Here is a 16,470-nt window from a genome sequence, read left to right as displayed (position 1 = left end):
CGACGCGGGGTGCCGGGCGGTCCGGCGAATGGTCTCCCGCCGGACGTCAGGAGCGCCCCCGGGCCCGCCTGAAGCGGTCCAGGCCCTCCGCCAGCGACACCACCGGCTCGGGATAGCCGGTCCTCGACCGCTCCCGCGCCGGAAGTCTCCACGGCTCGTGCACGACCGCCCCCGCCACGTCGGCCAGTTCCGGAACCCAGCGCCGCACATAAGCTCCGTCCGGGTCGTAACGCTTGCCCTGCGCGACGGGGTTGAGTACCCGGTTGGGCCGGGTGTCGGTGCCCGTGCCGGCCATCCACTGCCAGTTCAGCTGGTTGTTCGCCACGTCGCCGTCGACCAGCAGGTCCAGGAAGTGCCGGGCGCCCACCCGCCAGTCGAGGTACAGCGTCTTGGCGAGGAAGCTCGCCGCCAGCAGCCGGCCCCGGTTGTGCATCCAGCCCTCCTGGCGCAGCTGGCGCATCGCCGCGTCCACCAGCGGGTAGCCCGTGCGGCCCTCCCGCCACGCCTCGGCATCCGCCTCCGCCTCCTTCCCGTCGCGCCACCGGTCGTGGCGCGTGCGGTAGTCGCGTGCGGCGGCGTCGGGGCGCGCGGCGAGCACCTGGCGGTTGAAGTCGCGCCAGGCGATCTGCCGCACGAACGCCTCCGCCCCCGTGCCGCCGGCCCGACGGGCCCGGCGCACCACCTCGACCGGTGACAGCGTGCCGAAGTGCAGATGGGGGGAGAGCCGGGAGGTGGCGTCGCCCGCCAGGTCGTCGTGCCGCTCCTCGTACGCGTCCACGCCGGAACGCAGCCACGCGGTGAACCTGCGCCGCCCCTCCGTCTCGCCGCCCGCGCACAGCCCCGGCGACACGCCTTTCACCTCGCCGCGCTCCGGCAGCGGGGCGGACGCCACCCCCTGGGGCACGGTGAGGGCGCGCGGCGCCTCCAGCAGGTCTCGCAGGCCCTGCCCGGACCAGCGGCGGTAATACGGCGTGAACACCGCGAAGTGGTCGGAGGCGGCCGGTGTCACCGCGCCCGGTGCCACGGCGGTGCTCACCGTGTCGTGGACGTACAGGCGCCGCCCGTCGGCCTCCAGCGCCCGCCGCAACCGCCGTTCGCGCACGCACGCGAAGGCGCTCACATCGCCCGCCATGTGCACCTCGTCGGCGTCCGCCTCGGCGGCCACCCGGCACACCTCCGCGACCGTGTCGCCCTCGCGCAGCACCAGCCGGCCACCCCGCTCCCGCAGCCGGGCGTCCAGGTCCCGCAGGCAGTCGGCGAGGAACGCGAGCCGGTTCGGCGCGGCGAAACCCGCTTCGTCCACGGCCGGGTCACGCACGAACAGCGGGACCACCCGGCCTCCCCCGTGCAGGGCCGCGCGCAGCGGCGGGTGGTCCGACAGGCGCAGATCGCAGGTGAACACGACGACCGAGGTCTGCATGGGGGCTCACTTCCGCTTTCGGTGGGGTGACTCTCGAATGGTTTCGCCCCGGCGGCCGGTGGCGGATGCGACGGGCGCCGGTGGTCCCCCGTTCTGGTGCATGCGCGTCCGCGGCGGCGGCCGGCGGGGAAGTATCCGAGGAGGACGTCGGGCGCTCGCGCGGGCGGCCGGTGTCTGTCGCGAAGGCGGCGTCGGTGCCCGAGGGAGTGCTCGGGGCAGGCCCGTCCGTGCCCGCCGCGGAGGCCGTGGGGGAGCGGGCGCCGCTTCGCGACAGGCCCTTGAGGAGCGAGGAGAGGTGGTGGCCGTGGCGGACGCATCCGAGGTCGCGGACGTCGTCGTGGTGGGCGCCGGGGTCGCCGGGCTGGCGTGTGCCCACGACCTGGCCGCCGCCGGGCTCGGCGTCACGGTGCTGGAGGCGGACGACGCGGTGGGCGGGCGGATGCGGACGGACCGCCTGGACGGATTCACGGTGGACCGCGGTTTCCAGGTCGTCAACCCCGCCTACCCGCAGCTGCACCGCCGCCTGCCCGCGCGCTTCGTCGACCCGCGCCCCTTCCTGCCGGGCGTCCTCGTGCACACCGGTGACCGGCGCGTGCTGCTGGCCGACCCGCGCCGCCGCCCCGACGCGGTGGCCTCGCTGCTGTCCGGCCGGCTCGCCCGGCCGCGCGATCTGGCGGCGCTGGCCGCGCTCGGCGCCCGCGACGCGCTCGCCCCGGCCCGGACCCTCAAGCACGCGGCCGAGCGCACCACCCGCGCCGCCCTGGCCGACGCGGGCTTCTCCGACACGTTCGTGGAGGGCTTCTTCCGGCCGTTCCTCTCCGGGGTCTTCCTGGAGGACTCGCTGGAGACCTCCAGCCGGGTGTTCCACCTCGTGTGGCGCAGCATGCTGCGCGGTGCCCTGTGCCTGCCGGCCTTCGGCGTGCAGTCCGTCCCGCGCGCCTTGGCCGCGGCCCTGCCCGAGGGCACCGTACGGCTCGGCACGCCCGTGTCACGGCTCGCCGACCGGGGCGTGCTCACGGCGGACGGTGCGGAGCTGCCGGCACGCGCCGTCGTGGTGGCGACCGGTGCCGGTGTCGCCGCACGGTTGCTGCCCGGCCTGGACGTGCCCGCGCACCGCACGGTCACCACGTACTTCCACGTCGCCCCGCGCTCCCCCCTCGGGCAGCCCGTGCTGCTGGTCGACTCCCGCCGCCGCGTGCTGAACACCTGCGTGCTCAGCGATGTCGCGCCCGAGTACGCGCCGCGCGGCAGCGCCCTCGTCGCCACCTCGGTGCTGGGCGACGACACCGAGCGCGCGCGGTCGGCCGTGGTCACGGCCCTGTCCGAGATGTACGCCACCGACGCCACCGCCTGGGACCTGCTGGTCGCGCGCACCGTCGAGGACGCGCTGCCCGCCATGCCGCCGCCCTGGCCGCTCACCCGAACCTCCCGCACCGCGCCGGGTCGCTACGTCTGCGGGGATCACCGGGGAACGGGTTCCGTCCAAGGCGCCCTCGCCTCCGGCGCGCGGGCGGCCCGGGAGGTGTCACGGGACCTCGGCGGAAAGTGACCGCGCTCCGCGGACGGATTGCCCGCGCTGAGGGACATCACCCCGTCACTCACCTTGTGCGGAAAGGGAATTGCCGGTAACCCTGACGCTGCGCACGCTCCACGTCAGCCCCGAAGCCGTACCGGCCCCCGTCTGTTCCCCTCTCCGCCACGGGACACACATGGATCAGACCACCGCCCCGGACCCGCCCGAACCGCCCCACCCCCGCGCCCCCGGAGCGGCGAGCGGTGCCGGCGGCGCGGCGCCGCCCCGTGCCGGCGAGGCAGTGGCGCAGCCGTCGGTGGCCCGCGCCCGGATCACCGCCGGGACGAGTCCGCCACCGGCGTTGCTCTCCCTCGTCGCACTCCGATTGCTCCGGCGCCACCGCCGGGAGTCCGAGGCCGGCGCAGCCGTCCCCGGCGCCGGCCCCCATGCCGTTCGTGCGCGGAGACGGAAACCGCGCACCGAGACAGAGAGGAACTGACCGTGCCCCGTGAGTCAGCCGCCGAGCCCACCGAGCCCACCGCCTCCGCCGCGCGCCCCGCCTCCGTGCTGCCCGCAGGACGTCCCGCCGACCAACTGCTGGCCGAGCTGCGGGGGCTGCGCGCCGGAGACGCGCCGACCAGGGGCGGCCGGACGTTCGCCTACGTCTACGACGCCGGCCTGCCCGATGTGGACGAGCTGACCACCGCCGCGTACGGCGTGTTCGCCACGGTCAACGGCCTGGACCCGACGGTCTTCCCGAGTGTGGCCCGGCTGGAGAACGACGTGGTGGGCGCGGTGTCCGCGGTCCTGGGAGTGCCCGGCGCGCAGGGCAGTTTCACCAGTGGCGGCACCGAGTCGATCCTGCTGGCCGTCAAGACCGCCCGGGATCACGCCCGAGCCGTGCGCGGGGTGACCCGGCCGCAGGTGGTACTGCCGTCGACGGCACACGCGGCCTTCCACAAGGCGGCCCACTACCTGGGCGTGGAGACGGTGGTGGTCCCGGTCGACCCGCTGACGTTCCGGGCCGACGCGTCGGCCATGGCCGGCTCGGTCACCGACCGGACCGCCCTGGTGGTCGCGTCGGCCCCGTCGTACGCGCACGGGGTACTGGATCCCGTGGCCGAGATCGCCGCGGCTGCCGCGGAACGGGACGTGCTGTGTCATGTCGACGCGTGCATCGGCGGTTGGCTCCTGCCGTTCCTCGCCCGGACGGGCCGCCCGGTCGACCCGTTCGACCTCTCGGTTCCGGGCGTCACATCGATCTCGGTGGACCTGCACAAGTACGGCTACGCCGACAAGGGTGCCTCGGTCGTCCTGTACCGGGACGCCGAGCTGCGGCGCCACCAGTACTTCGCGCACGCGGGCTGGCCCGGCTATCCGGTGGTCAACCCCACCGCGCAGGGCACCAAGTCCGGCGGGCTGCTGGCGCAGGCGTGGGCGGTGCTGAACCACCTGGGCCACGACGGGTACACGGCCCTGGCCCGCCGCGTGGCGCTGGCCTCCGACCGACTGCTGCCCGGCCTGCGGGCGATGGACGGCGTCCGCGTGCTCGGCGACCCGGTGGGCAGCCTGGTCGCCTTCACCGTGCACGGTCCCGCCGGCACACCCGATCTGGGACTGGTGCTGCACGTGGCGGACGAGATGAGGGAGCGCGGCTGGTACCTCCAGCCGCAGCTCTCCTACGACGGCCTCCCGCCGAACCTGCACCTGACGCTGGCCCCGGCGACCACTGACCGGGTGGGGCCACTGCTGGCGGACCTGGCCGAGTCTGTGGCGGCGGCGCGGGCGTGCGAGCCCGTGACCGTGGACCCGTCGCTGGCCGAACTGGCCGCCACGCTCGACCCCGACACCCTCACACCCCAGGACGTGGCGGGGTTCCTGGCCTTCGCCGGGCTGGACGGCGAACAGGGCCTGCCGTCGCGGATGGCACCGGTGCTGGCGCTGCTGGACGCCCTGCCGACCCGGCTGAAGGAGCGGATGCTGACGGAGTTCGTCGGTTCGCTCTTCCACGTCTGATCCGCCCCGCAGCGCCCGCACGGATCGGCGTGTCCCCCTGCACCCGGCGGACTTCGCCCCCCGACGCCCCCGTGTTCCTCCGATCGGTTGATTCACCCCTCCGTCTGCCGCCATGCTGTCGAGGCATGGGGGAAACGACGACACCGGCGCCCGGCGGCGCCGACACAGGGACACGGGTGGTCTTCCATCTCCTCGCCGCGTCGGACCGCGAGGAGACGGGCGCCGCGAGGGACGTGCTGGGCCGCGCCGGTGTCACGTACGCGGAATTACGCCCGCCGGGCGCCAACGCCCCCGGCGACGACGTCCTCACCGGTACCGCGACCTCCGCCGCCCTCGCGGACGTCGTCGCCGCGCTCCGCCACCTCTTCCGGTACGGCATCGCCGTACGCCTCGCGGGCCCGTCCGATGTCGTCGTGCGGTCGGACCCCCGTGTCGAGCACGGGCAGATCGTGATCCGCGAACCGCGCCGCGACGTGCCCGTACGGGACGCCCGCGTCCTGCGCTCCGCGCTCAACGGCCTGCTGGCACAAGGGGCGCCGGACCCGGATCCCTTCCCCTACCCGCCCAGCGTCATGTTCCGCGGCCACCAGAGCGCCGAGCTCGCCGCCGAGGCCACCCGGCTCGCCCGTGTCTTCACCGACCCGGACTTCGTCAGCGGCGCCGACCCCACCGGGGGACTGCTCGACAACCCGGAGAAGCTGGCCGACGTGTCCCGCAGGCCCCGCAGACTGCTCGACCTGCTCCTGCTCGCCCATGCCTTCGCCCGCACCGACGACGGCGATCACCGCGTGCCCGACCTGCGTATACCCGGCATGGACGAGGCCCGACGAGTGGCCTCCACCGTCGAGGTCTTCGTCCAGCCGTCCACCGACCCGCAGTCCCGGGTGCTGACCCGCCCCCTCGCCGACGGCCGGCCGGGCTTCGTCATCGGACTGCCGCCGCAGACCAGTGAGTTGATGGCCAACATCTCCTGGGCCCTGCCCACCCTCTTCGCCCGCCCGGGGGCGGTGGCGTCCGACGCCGCCGGACCCGGCACCTTCACGGCCGACCGCGATCGCACCTGGGCCGACGTCGATGCCACCGTCGCCTCGTACCTGCGCTCCTGGCGCCCCCCGCGCGCCGCCGTCCTGCTCCCGCCCCGGCCGCTCATCCCGATGGCCATGCCGGAGGGCGAGAGGCCCTACGGTCCCGGGGACCCCTACGTGGTCTTCGACGCGTGCGCGCTCTTCCTCATCGCCCGCGAACTCGCCCCGGTCCTCCAGGGCAGGCTCGGCCCCGGGGCCGCCGAGCCGCCCCTGGTGCCGTTCACCGCGGGGCTGCCCCGGGAGGTCCGCCTGGAGACCCAGGCGGACTGCGCGGCGTACGTCCACACGATGAACGCCCTGATCATGGGAGCCGGCGAGGACGGCCCCCTCGTACCTGACTTCGACAACATCCGGCGCCACTTCCATCACGGGCGGCCGAGCCGGTTCGGCCGGACCCGAAGGCTGGAGGAACAGGCACGGCACGAGGCGGAAGTGGTGCTGGCCTGCATGAACCGCACGACCGAGGCCGTGCTCAGCTACTACGCCGTCGTGGACGTCTTCGCCGCGCTCGCCCGCGCCCGCCGCGACGGCGCCCTCGCCCGCCGCCTGGAGGCGATCGGCGACCGGCGCGAGACGGTGTGCGGCTACATGCTGTGGGTCAAGGAGCACGGACTGCCCGAGGCCTGGGGGCTGCGCACCCGGCTGACGGGGGAGGAGGACGGGTGGGAACGCGTACGGGAGTACGTCCGTCATGTGCAGCGGCACCTGGTGCCCACACTGGTCGGCCCGTCCGACTGACCGCTTCCGCCGTCGCGGGGACAGCGACCGCGGTACGTCGCTACGGTGGCCCACATGAACGACATCACCGTCGGCGAAGCCATCGACCACCTTCGCGCCGAACTGACCGCCGCCCGCGAGCGCGCCGCGAACTCCGGTGTCCGCTTCGAACTTGGTGACATCTCCCTGGAGTTCACGGTCGAACTGCGCCGGGAGCGGAGCGGGAAGGGGTCGATCAAGGCGTGGGTCGTGTCCGGGGAGTCGGGGGCCGCACGATCGGAAACCGCCGCCCACAAGCTGGCGTTCACCCTGCGCGCGGTGGACCAGGACGGCGAGGGCATCCGCATCGGCAACAGCGACGCCCCGACGGGCGGTCTGGCCGGCGGAGGCGGACTGGTCCGGTGACTCCCCGCGGGGCGCACGGCCGACTCGCCGCGGGCGTACGAAGGTGAACGGGGGCACGGATGGAACTGAGTCGAATCGTCGCGGTCCTGCTGCCAGGTGCGGAGGAGCGATACGGCGGCAACGGAACCGGCTATCTCCTGGGCAGACGACTCGTACTGACGGCCCGTCATGTCCTCGACGGGCGGGCCACCTGCGACGTGCAGATGCCCGGCGGTCGCGCCGTGCCCTGTACCGTCCTGTGGCGCGGCGCCGCTCATGTCGACGCGGCCCTGCTCCTCGCCGAGACGGACATCCAGGAGCAGGTCGCACCGGTCCGCTGGGGGCGGCTCGTCACCGCCCGGCACCAGCCCTGCGACGTCGCCGGCTATCCCCAGGCCGGGCGCCGGGCCGACGGCGGCCTCGACCTCCAGCAGCCGCGTGCCACCCTCGTCCCCGGCACCGGCGCCCTGTCCCACCGCTACACCGTGGAACTCGCCAGCGCGCCGCCCGCCGACCCCGCCCGACGCGCGCCCTCCCCCTGGAGCGGCCAGTCCGGAGCGGCCCTCTTCAGCCGCGGGCTGCTGACCGGCGTCGTCGTGACCGACGTCAGCGGCTGGGGACTGCCGCGCTGGGAGGCCGTACCGGTGTACGCGCTGCTGGCCGACGCGGAGTTCATTGACCTGGTCACCCGGCACACCGCCGCCGCGCCCGTGTGGGAGCCGGTCGACCTCCAGAGCCTCGTCACGCCCGCCGCGAACTGGCGGGTCCGCTCCCCGGCGACGCTGCTGGACCAGCGCGCCGAGGTGGTCCGCTTCCACGGCCGCGAGCACCTGCTCGGGGAGCTGATCGACGACTGGTGCGACGGTGACGGCGTACGGCTCGCCGTCCTCACCGGGCCCGGCGGGGCCGGCAAATCCCGGCTCGCCCGCGAACTGTGCACCCGACTGCGCGACCGGCACGGCTGGGTCCCCGGCTGGCTGGACGAGCGCGGCCCGGCCGGGGAACTCGACGTGCTCGCCGAGGTGGACCGCCCGCTGGTCCTGGTCGCCGACTACGCCGAGCTGCGGATCGCCCAGCTGACCGCCCTGCTCACCGTGCTGGACCGGCGGCCCGACGGCCGCCCTCCGGTACGGCTGCTGCTCACCGCGCGGGCGAAGGGCGAGACCACGGGCGGCTGGTGGGACCAGCTCAGGACCCGCACGCGCGAGACGAGGAACCTGACCTACGACACCCCGCACCACGAACTGCCCCCGCTGACGGAGTTACCGGACCGCGACGCGCACTACCGCGACGCCCTCACCGACCTCGCCCGGCGCCTCCCCGACGCACTGCCCCGGGTGCTCAGGGACGCCACCGGTGACTGGACCGGACGCGTCGCCCTCGTCACCCCGCGCGATGTGAGCGCCCCCGAGTACGGCTCCGCCCTCACCCTGCACATGACCGCGCTCACCGACCTCCTCGCCACCCACCCCGCGACCCGCCTGGACGACACCGGCCTGCGGGTCGAGGAGCAACTCCTCCTGCACGAGCGCGCGTACTGGGAGGACAGCGCCGTCGGCCGTCCCCGGCTGGCGGAGGCGGGACCCGTACCCCTGGCCGACGCGGTCGGCACCGCGGTCCTCACCGCGGGCGCCGAACCCGCCCTGGCCGCCCCGCTGTTGCGTTCCTCACCCGGCTTCCGCACGGCGGACGCCCCGACCGTGGACCAGGGCACGGCCTGGCTCGCCGAGATGTATCCCGCCCCGGGCGGCAGCTGCTGGGGAGCCCTCCAGCCGGATCGCCTGGGGGAGTACCACGTGGGGGACCGGACACGGGCGGACCCGGACCTGGTGACGCTGCCCCTGCTGACGCTGGCGAGGGCAGGGACGGCGCCGTGGCGCCCCGGAGCCGGGGGGCCGGCGCCCGCCGGGAACCCCGAGTCGTACGCCGCCTCGCCGGGCCCGGAGCGCCGTACCGCGTCACCGGCCGTCCGCACCGGACAGTCGATGTCGGCAGGCAGCCCCGCGTCGCTTCCCACCGGCACCGGAGGGCCGATGTCGGCCGGGACCCCGCCCTCCACCGCCCGCACACTCCTCGCCGCCCTCGTCACCCTGTCCCGCGTGGCCGGAATCCCCCGCCACTGGGACCCCGTCGCCCGTGCCCTGGACGAATCCCTCGCCCGTGAACCGGCCCTCGCCGGCACCGTCATGGAGGCCGCCACCCTCACCGAGTCCCCCGAGCCCCTCCTCGACGCCCTGCACCGGCTCACCGACGCGCCCGACACCGACCCCGAACTGCTGCTGGAGCTGCTCGACCGGCTGGGGGCGGGGCGCAGCCGGGTGCTCGCCGGATGGGCCACGCGTACCGCCGCCACGGCCGCGCGGGGGCTTCCACCGGTGCCGCGGGCTGCCGCGCTCGTGCACGAGGCGGGGTGGCGGCAGGCCGCCGGGGACCACTTGACGGCCCGGCGCCGATGCGAAGAGGCACTGCGGCTGTACGACTCCGGGGAGGCCGAGGCCACCCCCGCCGCACGGTTCGCCGCGCTGCTGACCATGGCCCGCTCGCACCGCTGGACCGCCGAGTTCGATGAGGCCCTGGCCGTGCTGGGCCTGGCCGCCGGCCTGGTCGACGCGCTCACCCCGGCCGAGCGGACCCTCGCCGAGGCCGAGATCCTCGGCGAGCGTGCCCGTGCCCTCGTCGGCGGCGGTGACGACGATGCCGCGCGCTCCCTCCAGGAGCAACGTCTCACCCTCCTCGACTCCCTTGCCGACGGCGGCGATCCCGTCGTACTCGAACGCCTCGCGGACGCCGAGGCCGAGCTCGCGCACACCCTCAATCGCCAGGGCGAGTTCCGCGCCGCCGCCCAGGTGCTGTCCGAGTCCACCGTGCGGAACCTGCGGCAGATGGCGGACGAGCGGCCCGACGCCCTCGGCCACGACGCCATGGGCAGTCTCATCGGCCGTGCCAACCGGCTTCGGGCACTGGACCGGACAGAGGAGGCACTCGCCGTCCTGCGCGACGCGCTCGCCGTGGTCGACCGGCCGGAGAGCCTGGCCACACCGGTGGCCGCGGGCGCCCTGGCCGTCGTCCTCAACAGCCTCGGCGCGACGCTCGTCTCCATGGGCAGACCCGAAGAGGCGCTGGAGCCGATCCGCCGCGGGCTCGCCGTCCGACAGAGCCTCGCGGCGGACGACGGCGTCCCGAACGAGCCGTTGTGGAGCTCGCTCCTCCAGTACGGGTCCGTCCTGACGGAACTGCGCCGCCTCGACGAGGCGAGGGAGGCCGCCGAGGAGTGCCTGAAAGTCGGCTCCGAACTCGTCCGCCGTAAGATGGCCCGCCCCAGGGTGGAGGCCCAGGCGCAGATCATGCTCGCCGAGAACCTGATCGACCTCGCCCGGAAGAACCCCGGCCGCCAGGAGGATCTGCGCAGGGCGAAGCGACTCGTCGACGGGGCCGTCCGCAACTATGACCGGGACATCAAGAACCTGCCGGGCGACCACCTGGGCGAGTACGCCGCTCTGCTGTCCCTCGCCGTCGACCTCTACTACGCCCTCGGCCGGCGCCGGTCGGCGCGTTCCGCGATCCGCCGGGTGATGCGCGTCCACCGCCTCCTGGTGCACCGCGACCCCGAGCAGCACGGCGTCAGCGTGGCGGCTCAGCTCGAAGCCCGGGGCCGGGACCGCCTGGCGGCCGGGCAGTCGGACCACGCGGAGGGACTGCTCGGTGAGGCCGTAGCCCTACGGCAGTTGCTTCTTGAGGTGCACGGTCTGCCCACCGACCGGTCCGCCCTGGCCCACACCCTCGCCCAGTACGCGCACGCGCTCTCCCTGATGGGCCATCAGCGCGACGCCCTGCCCCATCTGTACCAGGCGCTGGAGCTGACGCGCGAGGTGGAGCCGCATGCCGAGCCCGACCAGTACGCGCTCGCCGTGGCGACCTGTCACTACAACCTCGCGGACACCCTCCCCTGGACCGGCGCCTTCGACGAGGCACTGCGCGAGGTGGCGGCCTCGGAGAAGAGCCTCGCCCCGCTCGCCGAGCTGGACCCCGGGCTGCACGCGCGCGAGATGGCCGACTGCGCCCAGTTGCGCGCCGAGATCGTCAGGGCGGCGGAGCACGGTCTGCCCGAACGACGTCGCCCCTGACGACCCGGTCGCCGTTCGCGGAGTGGCCGTGCGATGCGTCGGCCTCGCCCCGGCGGACCCGGCGAACGGCCCCTGGCCCGCTCGACCAGCCGGACTCGCCAACGGACCTTCGCCGCTCACAGGAGGGAGGCGGCTCCCGCAAGGAGCCGCCTCCGCCGAGGATCACCTCGCCCGGTCAATCGGATCAATCCGTGACGGGCAAACACTCGGCGAGCAGAGCGACGAGGTCACGCCAGGCTCGCTGTGCGTGCCGTGGGTGGTAGCCGACGCCGGGACGCACGGTGTGGTCGACCGGTGGATGGTGGAAGGCGTGCAGGGCTCCCCCGTAGACCACGAGGCGCCAGTCGACGCCCGCGGCCTCCATCTCCGCGGTGAACGCGTCCCGTTGGGCGGGCGGCATGATCGGGTCTTCCGATCCGACCCCGACCCATACCGGGCAGCGAATGCGTGCCGCCTCGCCCGGTCGGCCCGTGATGAGTGCGTTGACTGTCCCGATCGCGCGCAGATCGACACCATCGCGACCGAGTTCCAGTACGACCGCACCCCCGGTGCCGTAGCCGACGGCGGCGGTCCGGTCGGGGTCGGCCCGTGGTTCGGCACGCAACACGTCGAGCGCGGCGTGACCGATCCCTCGCATCCGGTCGGGGTCGGCGAGCAGCGGCATGCAACGGGCCAGCATTTCCTCCGGGTCTTCCAAATAGCGTCCACCGTGGAGGTCGAAAGCCAGCGCCACATACCCCACCTCGGCCAGGGCCTCGGCCCGGCGGCGCTCGACATCGCTGAGTCCCATCCCCTCGGGTCCGATCAGGACCGCGGGTCGGCGTTCGGTGCCGGCCGGGAGCGCGAGGTATCCGATCATCGTCAGGTTGTCGGCCGGGTATGCGACCGTACGGGTGGTGACCGTCGTCATGCGACTGGACGGTAATGACCGTTGCGTCCGCTCGGGGTGGTGTTCACCGATGGCAGACAGCAGTCTGCCGAGACTGCAACACCCGGACGCGTCGCAGGCCGCCCGCCCTCGCAGGCATCGCCCTCACCTCGGCGAAACCAGAACAACGGCAGCAGGCGGAACGCCTGCTCGACCTCACCCTGGACGGCCTGACGGCCCGCCCCTGAACGTCGCCGTGGAGGAAGGCGCGCTCCGGCGCCGCTCAAGTCCTCACGCCGAGATGCCGTACGACCGCAACTTGCGGTACAGGCTGCTCCGCGACATACCGAGGTGGGTCGCGGCGGCGACGCGGTTTCCGCCCTTGTCCCGTAGCGCCGCGATGATCGCGTCGCGCTCGGCGGCCTCGATGCGTGTGAGGATCTTGTGGGACCGGGTCTGGCAGTAGTTCGGCAGGTCCTGATCCTGGATCTCCCCCACCGGCCGCGCACGCAGCGCGTGGGTCAGTGCCTCGCGCAGCTGTGAGACGTTGCGAGGCCAGGTGTACTGGGAGACGGTCCGCACGGCCGCGGGGGAGAGGCGCACCCGCCGGCCCGGCGCGATCTCCTCCAGGACCCGGCTGACGATGAGCGTCAGGTCCTCGGTACGGCATCGAAGCGGCGGGATGGTCACGGCGACCTCGAAGTGCCCGAGGAGCGCGTGGAACGGCAGGTCGGAGTCGAGACTTGAGTCCGAGACCGTCGCGGCGAAGGTGACGGGAGCCGTCGTCGAGCCGAGGGTCGTGAACAGCTTGTCGATGCGCTCGACCCCGTCCGTGCTCGCCTGGTCGATGTTCCGGACGATGCACAGGGTCTGTTCGCGGGTGCTGCCCAGCAGCGCGTCGAGGTCGCTCTCCGCACCGGAGTGCAGCTGGCTCGCGTCGACGGCGACACTGCGGCCGCAGGGGTGGTCGGCGTGGAAGAGCTCGGCGAGGAGGGTGAACTTGCCCGTCCCCGTTTCGCCGAGGACGATGGTCGGGGCCTTCGCGGCAAGGGCGTCGCGCAGTTCCGAGCAGGCGCGGATCCACGCCGGGGACGAGCCGGACGCGATCGGCACGTGCGGTCGGCGCAGGTCGCCGACGAGACCTCTGGTCGCGTCACCCGCCGTCGCCACGCGCGGCAGGACCCGGTCGTCGAACTCCGCGCCGGGGACCGGGGGTCGGGGCTGCGACGCCTCGTCGGTCACGACCTCGGCGATGACGACGATGCCCGCCGTGTCGGAGCCGGAGACGATCCGGGTCCCGCGTATCCGGATGATCCGGCCTGTTTGAAAGGCCATCGTCTCGCTGACGCGGTCGCGGCGGGCCATGAGGAAGGTCGCGTGCTCCCGGACGGCCAGCTGCTCGACCGGGTCGAACATGGCCTGGGCCGCGGCATTGGCCATGAACACGGAGTTCGCGAAGGCGAACACCGCCTGCCGGGTCGAGCGGGCGTCGGCCCGCAGATAGGTCTCGAAGAGTGCCTGCTGGGCCTGGTTGCGGTCGAGCAGGAGGTTGCGCGCGATGTCCTTGGCCGCCGACTTGACGAGCGTGTGCACGAGCGGGCTCCACGCGTCGGCCAGCGTGGAGATGTCGAGGATGCCCTCGATACGCCCGGTCAGCGGGTCGAAGACCGGCGCGCCGGTACAGGCGAAGGCCTGCAGCTCCTCCGTGAAGTGCTCGGGGCCGACCACGGACACGGCCTGCCCCGCCTCCAGGACGGTCCCGACCCCGTTGGTGCCCTTCTTCGCCTCGGCGTAGTTGTATCCCGGGGCGAAGTCCACCCGGTCGAGCAGCCGTCCGACCGCCGAGGAGGAGTCCCGGCGCTGCACCAGGCGGGCCTGGCTGTCGGTGAGCGCGATGACCAGCGGTAGGTCGGTGGTGTCGTCGCCGAGTTGGTCGAGGACAGGCTCCGCGCAGCGGACGAGACGGGACCTGGTGTCGATGTCGTCCCTGAAGTCCGTCGGCGGGCGGGTGATGTCGACCCCGGCCCGCTGACTGCGCACCCATGACGCGGCGAGGACGTCGGGAACGCCCGCGGCACCCTGGTGCCCGTATTCCAGGAAGTCGGCTCGCGCCGCCGCCATACGCAGCAGCCTGCTGTTCCTGTCCGGCATGCGGCCTCCTTGTCGCGGCCCCGACACGTGCGGCCCTCACGCGTCGGCCCCTCATGATGCCCGCGCCGGTGGCTCGAACCAACCGGCGTGCATGTCCCAAGTTGGGACGGTCAGGAGTCGTGGGACGCCAGCACCTTGGATCTCACCGTCGAGGGCGACGGCCGGGCCGGAGCTGACCTCGGGGCAACGGCCACGTCGCTCCCGCGCATCCGTTGCAGCCCGAGTTGCGGCCAAGGAGTGGCATGGAAACCCTCATCAACATCGACAACGGTGGGACCCTCACCGACATCTGCGTCTGGGACGGCACCGGATTCACCTTCACCAAGACGCTCACCACGCCCCACGACCTCTCCGAGTGCCTGTTCACCGGCATGGAGAAGGCTTCGGCGGCCCTGTACGGCACGCCCGACATCGAGCGGCTGCTGCACGCCACCCAGCACATCCGGTATTCGACCACTCAGGGCACGAACGCGCTCGTCGAGCGGCGCGGCCCGATGATCGGCATCCTCACGCCCCTGTCGGGCCTCGGACCGGCGATGCGGTCCACACCCGCGGAGGACGAACTGTTCGAGAGCCTCGTCGGCGACCGCCTCCTCACCATCGACATGGACGCCGACGACGAGGCGATCGACTTCGAGGTCGTCCAGCAGGTGAACCGGCTGGCCACACTCGGCGCCGCCCGCGTGGTCGTCGCGGGCGGCGACCCGGAGCAGGAGCGCCGGCTGCGGACGGTCCTGCTCCGCAAGTTCCCCCGGCATCTGCTCGGGTCCATCCCGGTCATCTACAGCTGGGACCTGGCCGGCGACCGCAACGACGCCCGCCGGGTCTGGTCGTGCGTCATCAACTCCTTCCTCCACCCGACGATGGAGCGGTTCCTCTACAGTGCCGAACGGCGTCTGAAGACCTACAAGGTCCTGAACCCGCTGCTCGTCTACCGCAACGACGGCGCCTCCTCGCGGGTCGCCAAGTCGGTCGCGCTCAAGACCTACTCCTCCGGCCCCCGCGGCGGGCTGGAGGGCACGGCGGCGCTGGCCCGTGCGTACGGGCTCGCGCACACCCTCATGATCGACATCGGGGGGACGACGACCGACGTCGGCGTGGTCGTCGGTGACCGCGTCGAGGCGGACGAGCGGGGCACGATCAGGGGCGTCCCGGTCTCCTACCCGATGAGCAACGTCCACTCGAAGGGGGTCGGCGGGTCCTCCGTCATCGCCGTCGAGGACGGACGGATCACGGTCGGCCCCGCGTCCGTGGGGGCGGCCCCCGGGCCGGCGTGCTTCGGCTTCGGCGGCAAACAGGCCACGATCACCGATGTCAATCTGCTCCTCGGCGTCCTCGACCCGGACACCTATCTCGACGGCACGTTCAGGCTGGACGCGGACCGCTCCCGTGCCGTCGTCACCGACACCGTCGCGACCCCGCTCGGGATCGGGCTTGAGGAGGCCCTGATCCGGATGGAGCAGGCCTACTTCGAGGCGCTGTCCTCGTCGTTCGCGCACCTGGTGACCGAGGAGACGACCCTGGCCGCGTTCGGTGGGGCCGGACCGATGAGCGCGACCGGCGCGGCCCGGCCCGCAGGGGTGCGGCAGGTCCTCGTCCCGCGTACGGCGGCGGTCTTCTCCGCGTTCGGGATCTCCTTCTCGGACGTCGGCAAGACCTACGAGGTCGGCGCCCCCAAGCCGACGACCGAGTCGGCGAGGCAGACGTACGACGAACTCCTGGTCCGGGCCGAGCGGGACATGTTCCAGGAGGGCTACGCGCTCGCCGACTGCGAGACGGCCTGGGAGCTGAGCGTCGAGGAGCAGGACGGGACGCCGGTGGCGCGCTTCCCCTACCTCCCCGGCGCGCCGGTCGAGCACCCGGGCCGGGAGGTCTCCCTCCGGCTCACCGTCACCGCCCCGCTGCCCCATCCCGAAGTGACCCCGGGTCAGGAGACCGAGGTCCGGCCGGCCCCGGCCGCCGGAACGCGCAAGGTGCGCTCGGCGGCCGACCGGGTCGACGAGGTGCCGGTCCACGTCCTGACCGAACTCAGCCCCGGAGACAGCGCCGCGGGCCCGGCGATCGTCGAGGGCCCCTTCTTCACCGCCCGGGTCCTGCCCGGCTGGACCTTCCGGGTCACCTCGGCCGGCGACCTCCTGCTCCACGACACCCTCTGACCCCTCGACCCCCGACCTGTCGAACTTCCGATCCCG

The 16,470-nt window shown here is 73.6% G+C and carries 9 protein-coding genes and 1 pseudogene; 7 read left to right on the top strand and 3 right to left on the bottom strand.

What is annotated here, in order from left to right; translation table 11 throughout:
• Positions 1-46: 46 nt before the first annotated feature.
• Positions 47-1,420 carry a cryptochrome/photolyase family protein gene (locus ACWDD7_RS29555; RefSeq protein ID WP_450459643.1) on the bottom strand — a complete coding sequence of 458 codons (1,374 nt, stop codon included), beginning with the start codon at positions 1,418-1,420 and terminating at the stop codon, positions 47-49.
• A gap of 298 nt (positions 1,421-1,718) precedes the next feature.
• On the opposite strand from ACWDD7_RS29555, the gene ACWDD7_RS29550 reads away from it, so the two are divergent.
• The 5 genes from ACWDD7_RS29550 to ACWDD7_RS29530 all read left to right on the top strand — a co-directional run bounded on the left by ACWDD7_RS29550 (position 1,719) and on the right by ACWDD7_RS29530 (position 11,259).
• Positions 1,719-2,969: an NAD(P)/FAD-dependent oxidoreductase gene (locus tag ACWDD7_RS29550; protein ID WP_450459642.1), complete on the top strand. Its 1,251-nt coding sequence runs from the start codon at positions 1,719-1,721 to the stop codon at positions 2,967-2,969.
• Positions 2,970-3,497: 528 nt separating this feature from the next.
• Entirely contained in the window at positions 3,498-4,949 is a 1,452-nt protein-coding gene (locus tag ACWDD7_RS29545) for a pyridoxal phosphate-dependent decarboxylase family protein (RefSeq protein ID WP_450459658.1), read from the top strand.
• A 125-nt stretch (positions 4,950-5,074) separates the two neighbouring features.
• Complete coding sequence (locus tag ACWDD7_RS29540; protein WP_450459641.1) at positions 5,075-6,772, top strand: hypothetical protein; 1,698 nt, start codon at positions 5,075-5,077, stop codon at positions 6,770-6,772.
• Between the two features lie 54 nt (positions 6,773-6,826).
• Complete coding sequence (locus tag ACWDD7_RS29535; protein WP_450459640.1) at positions 6,827-7,156, top strand: trypco2 family protein; 330 nt, start codon at positions 6,827-6,829, stop codon at positions 7,154-7,156.
• 59 nt (positions 7,157-7,215) lie between these two features.
• On the top strand, positions 7,216-11,259 hold the full coding sequence (locus ACWDD7_RS29530; RefSeq protein ID WP_450459639.1) for a tetratricopeptide repeat protein: 4,044 nt from the start codon (positions 7,216-7,218) through the stop codon (positions 11,257-11,259).
• Positions 11,260-11,443: 184 nt separating this feature from the next.
• Here the strand turns inward: ACWDD7_RS29530 and ACWDD7_RS29525 are convergent, their stop codons facing one another.
• Positions 11,444-12,169: a dienelactone hydrolase family protein gene (locus ACWDD7_RS29525; protein ID WP_450459638.1), complete on the bottom strand. Its 726-nt coding sequence runs from the start codon at positions 12,167-12,169 to the stop codon at positions 11,444-11,446.
• Between the two features lie 104 nt (positions 12,170-12,273).
• Here ACWDD7_RS29525 and ACWDD7_RS29520 point away from each other — a divergent pair.
• A pseudogene (locus ACWDD7_RS29520) lies at positions 12,274-12,375 on the top strand (TetR/AcrR family transcriptional regulator); the annotation flags it as partial.
• Between the two features lie 43 nt (positions 12,376-12,418).
• Here ACWDD7_RS29520 and ACWDD7_RS29515 read toward each other — a convergent pair.
• Positions 12,419-14,278: a sigma-54-dependent Fis family transcriptional regulator gene (locus tag ACWDD7_RS29515; RefSeq protein ID WP_351867846.1), complete on the bottom strand. Its 1,860-nt coding sequence runs from the start codon at positions 14,276-14,278 to the stop codon at positions 12,419-12,421.
• Between the two features lie 242 nt (positions 14,279-14,520).
• Here ACWDD7_RS29515 and ACWDD7_RS29510 point away from each other — a divergent pair, with 242 nt between their 5' ends.
• Positions 14,521-16,434 carry a hydantoinase/oxoprolinase family protein gene (locus ACWDD7_RS29510; RefSeq protein WP_450459637.1) on the top strand — a complete coding sequence of 638 codons (1,914 nt, stop codon included), beginning with the start codon at positions 14,521-14,523 and terminating at the stop codon, positions 16,432-16,434.
• Positions 16,435-16,470: the final 36 nt, after the last annotated feature.

Source organism: Streptomyces sp. NPDC001056 (genome assembly GCF_053598955.1).
The sequence above is the reverse complement of the archived record's forward strand: the minus strand, read 5'-3'. Positions and strand labels throughout refer to the sequence as shown.

Excerpts from the sequence above, each read along its gene's own strand:
- ACWDD7_RS29555 (WP_450459643.1), bottom strand. The coding sequence starts at position 1,420 with ATGCAGACCTCGGTCGTCGTGTTCACCTGCGATCTGCGCCTGTCGGAC.
- ACWDD7_RS29540 (WP_450459641.1), top strand. The coding sequence starts at position 5,075 with ATGGGGGAAACGACGACACCGGCGCCCGGCGGCGCCGACACAGGGACA.
- ACWDD7_RS29535 (WP_450459640.1), top strand. The coding sequence starts at position 6,827 with ATGAACGACATCACCGTCGGCGAAGCCATCGACCACCTTCGCGCCGAA.
- ACWDD7_RS29530 (WP_450459639.1), top strand. The coding sequence starts at position 7,216 with ATGGAACTGAGTCGAATCGTCGCGGTCCTGCTGCCAGGTGCGGAGGAG.
- ACWDD7_RS29525 (WP_450459638.1), bottom strand. The coding sequence starts at position 12,169 with ATGACGACGGTCACCACCCGTACGGTCGCATACCCGGCCGACAACCTG.
- ACWDD7_RS29515 (WP_351867846.1), bottom strand. The coding sequence starts at position 14,278 with ATGCCGGACAGGAACAGCAGGCTGCTGCGTATGGCGGCGGCGCGAGCC.
- ACWDD7_RS29510 (WP_450459637.1), top strand. The coding sequence starts at position 14,521 with ATGGAAACCCTCATCAACATCGACAACGGTGGGACCCTCACCGACATC.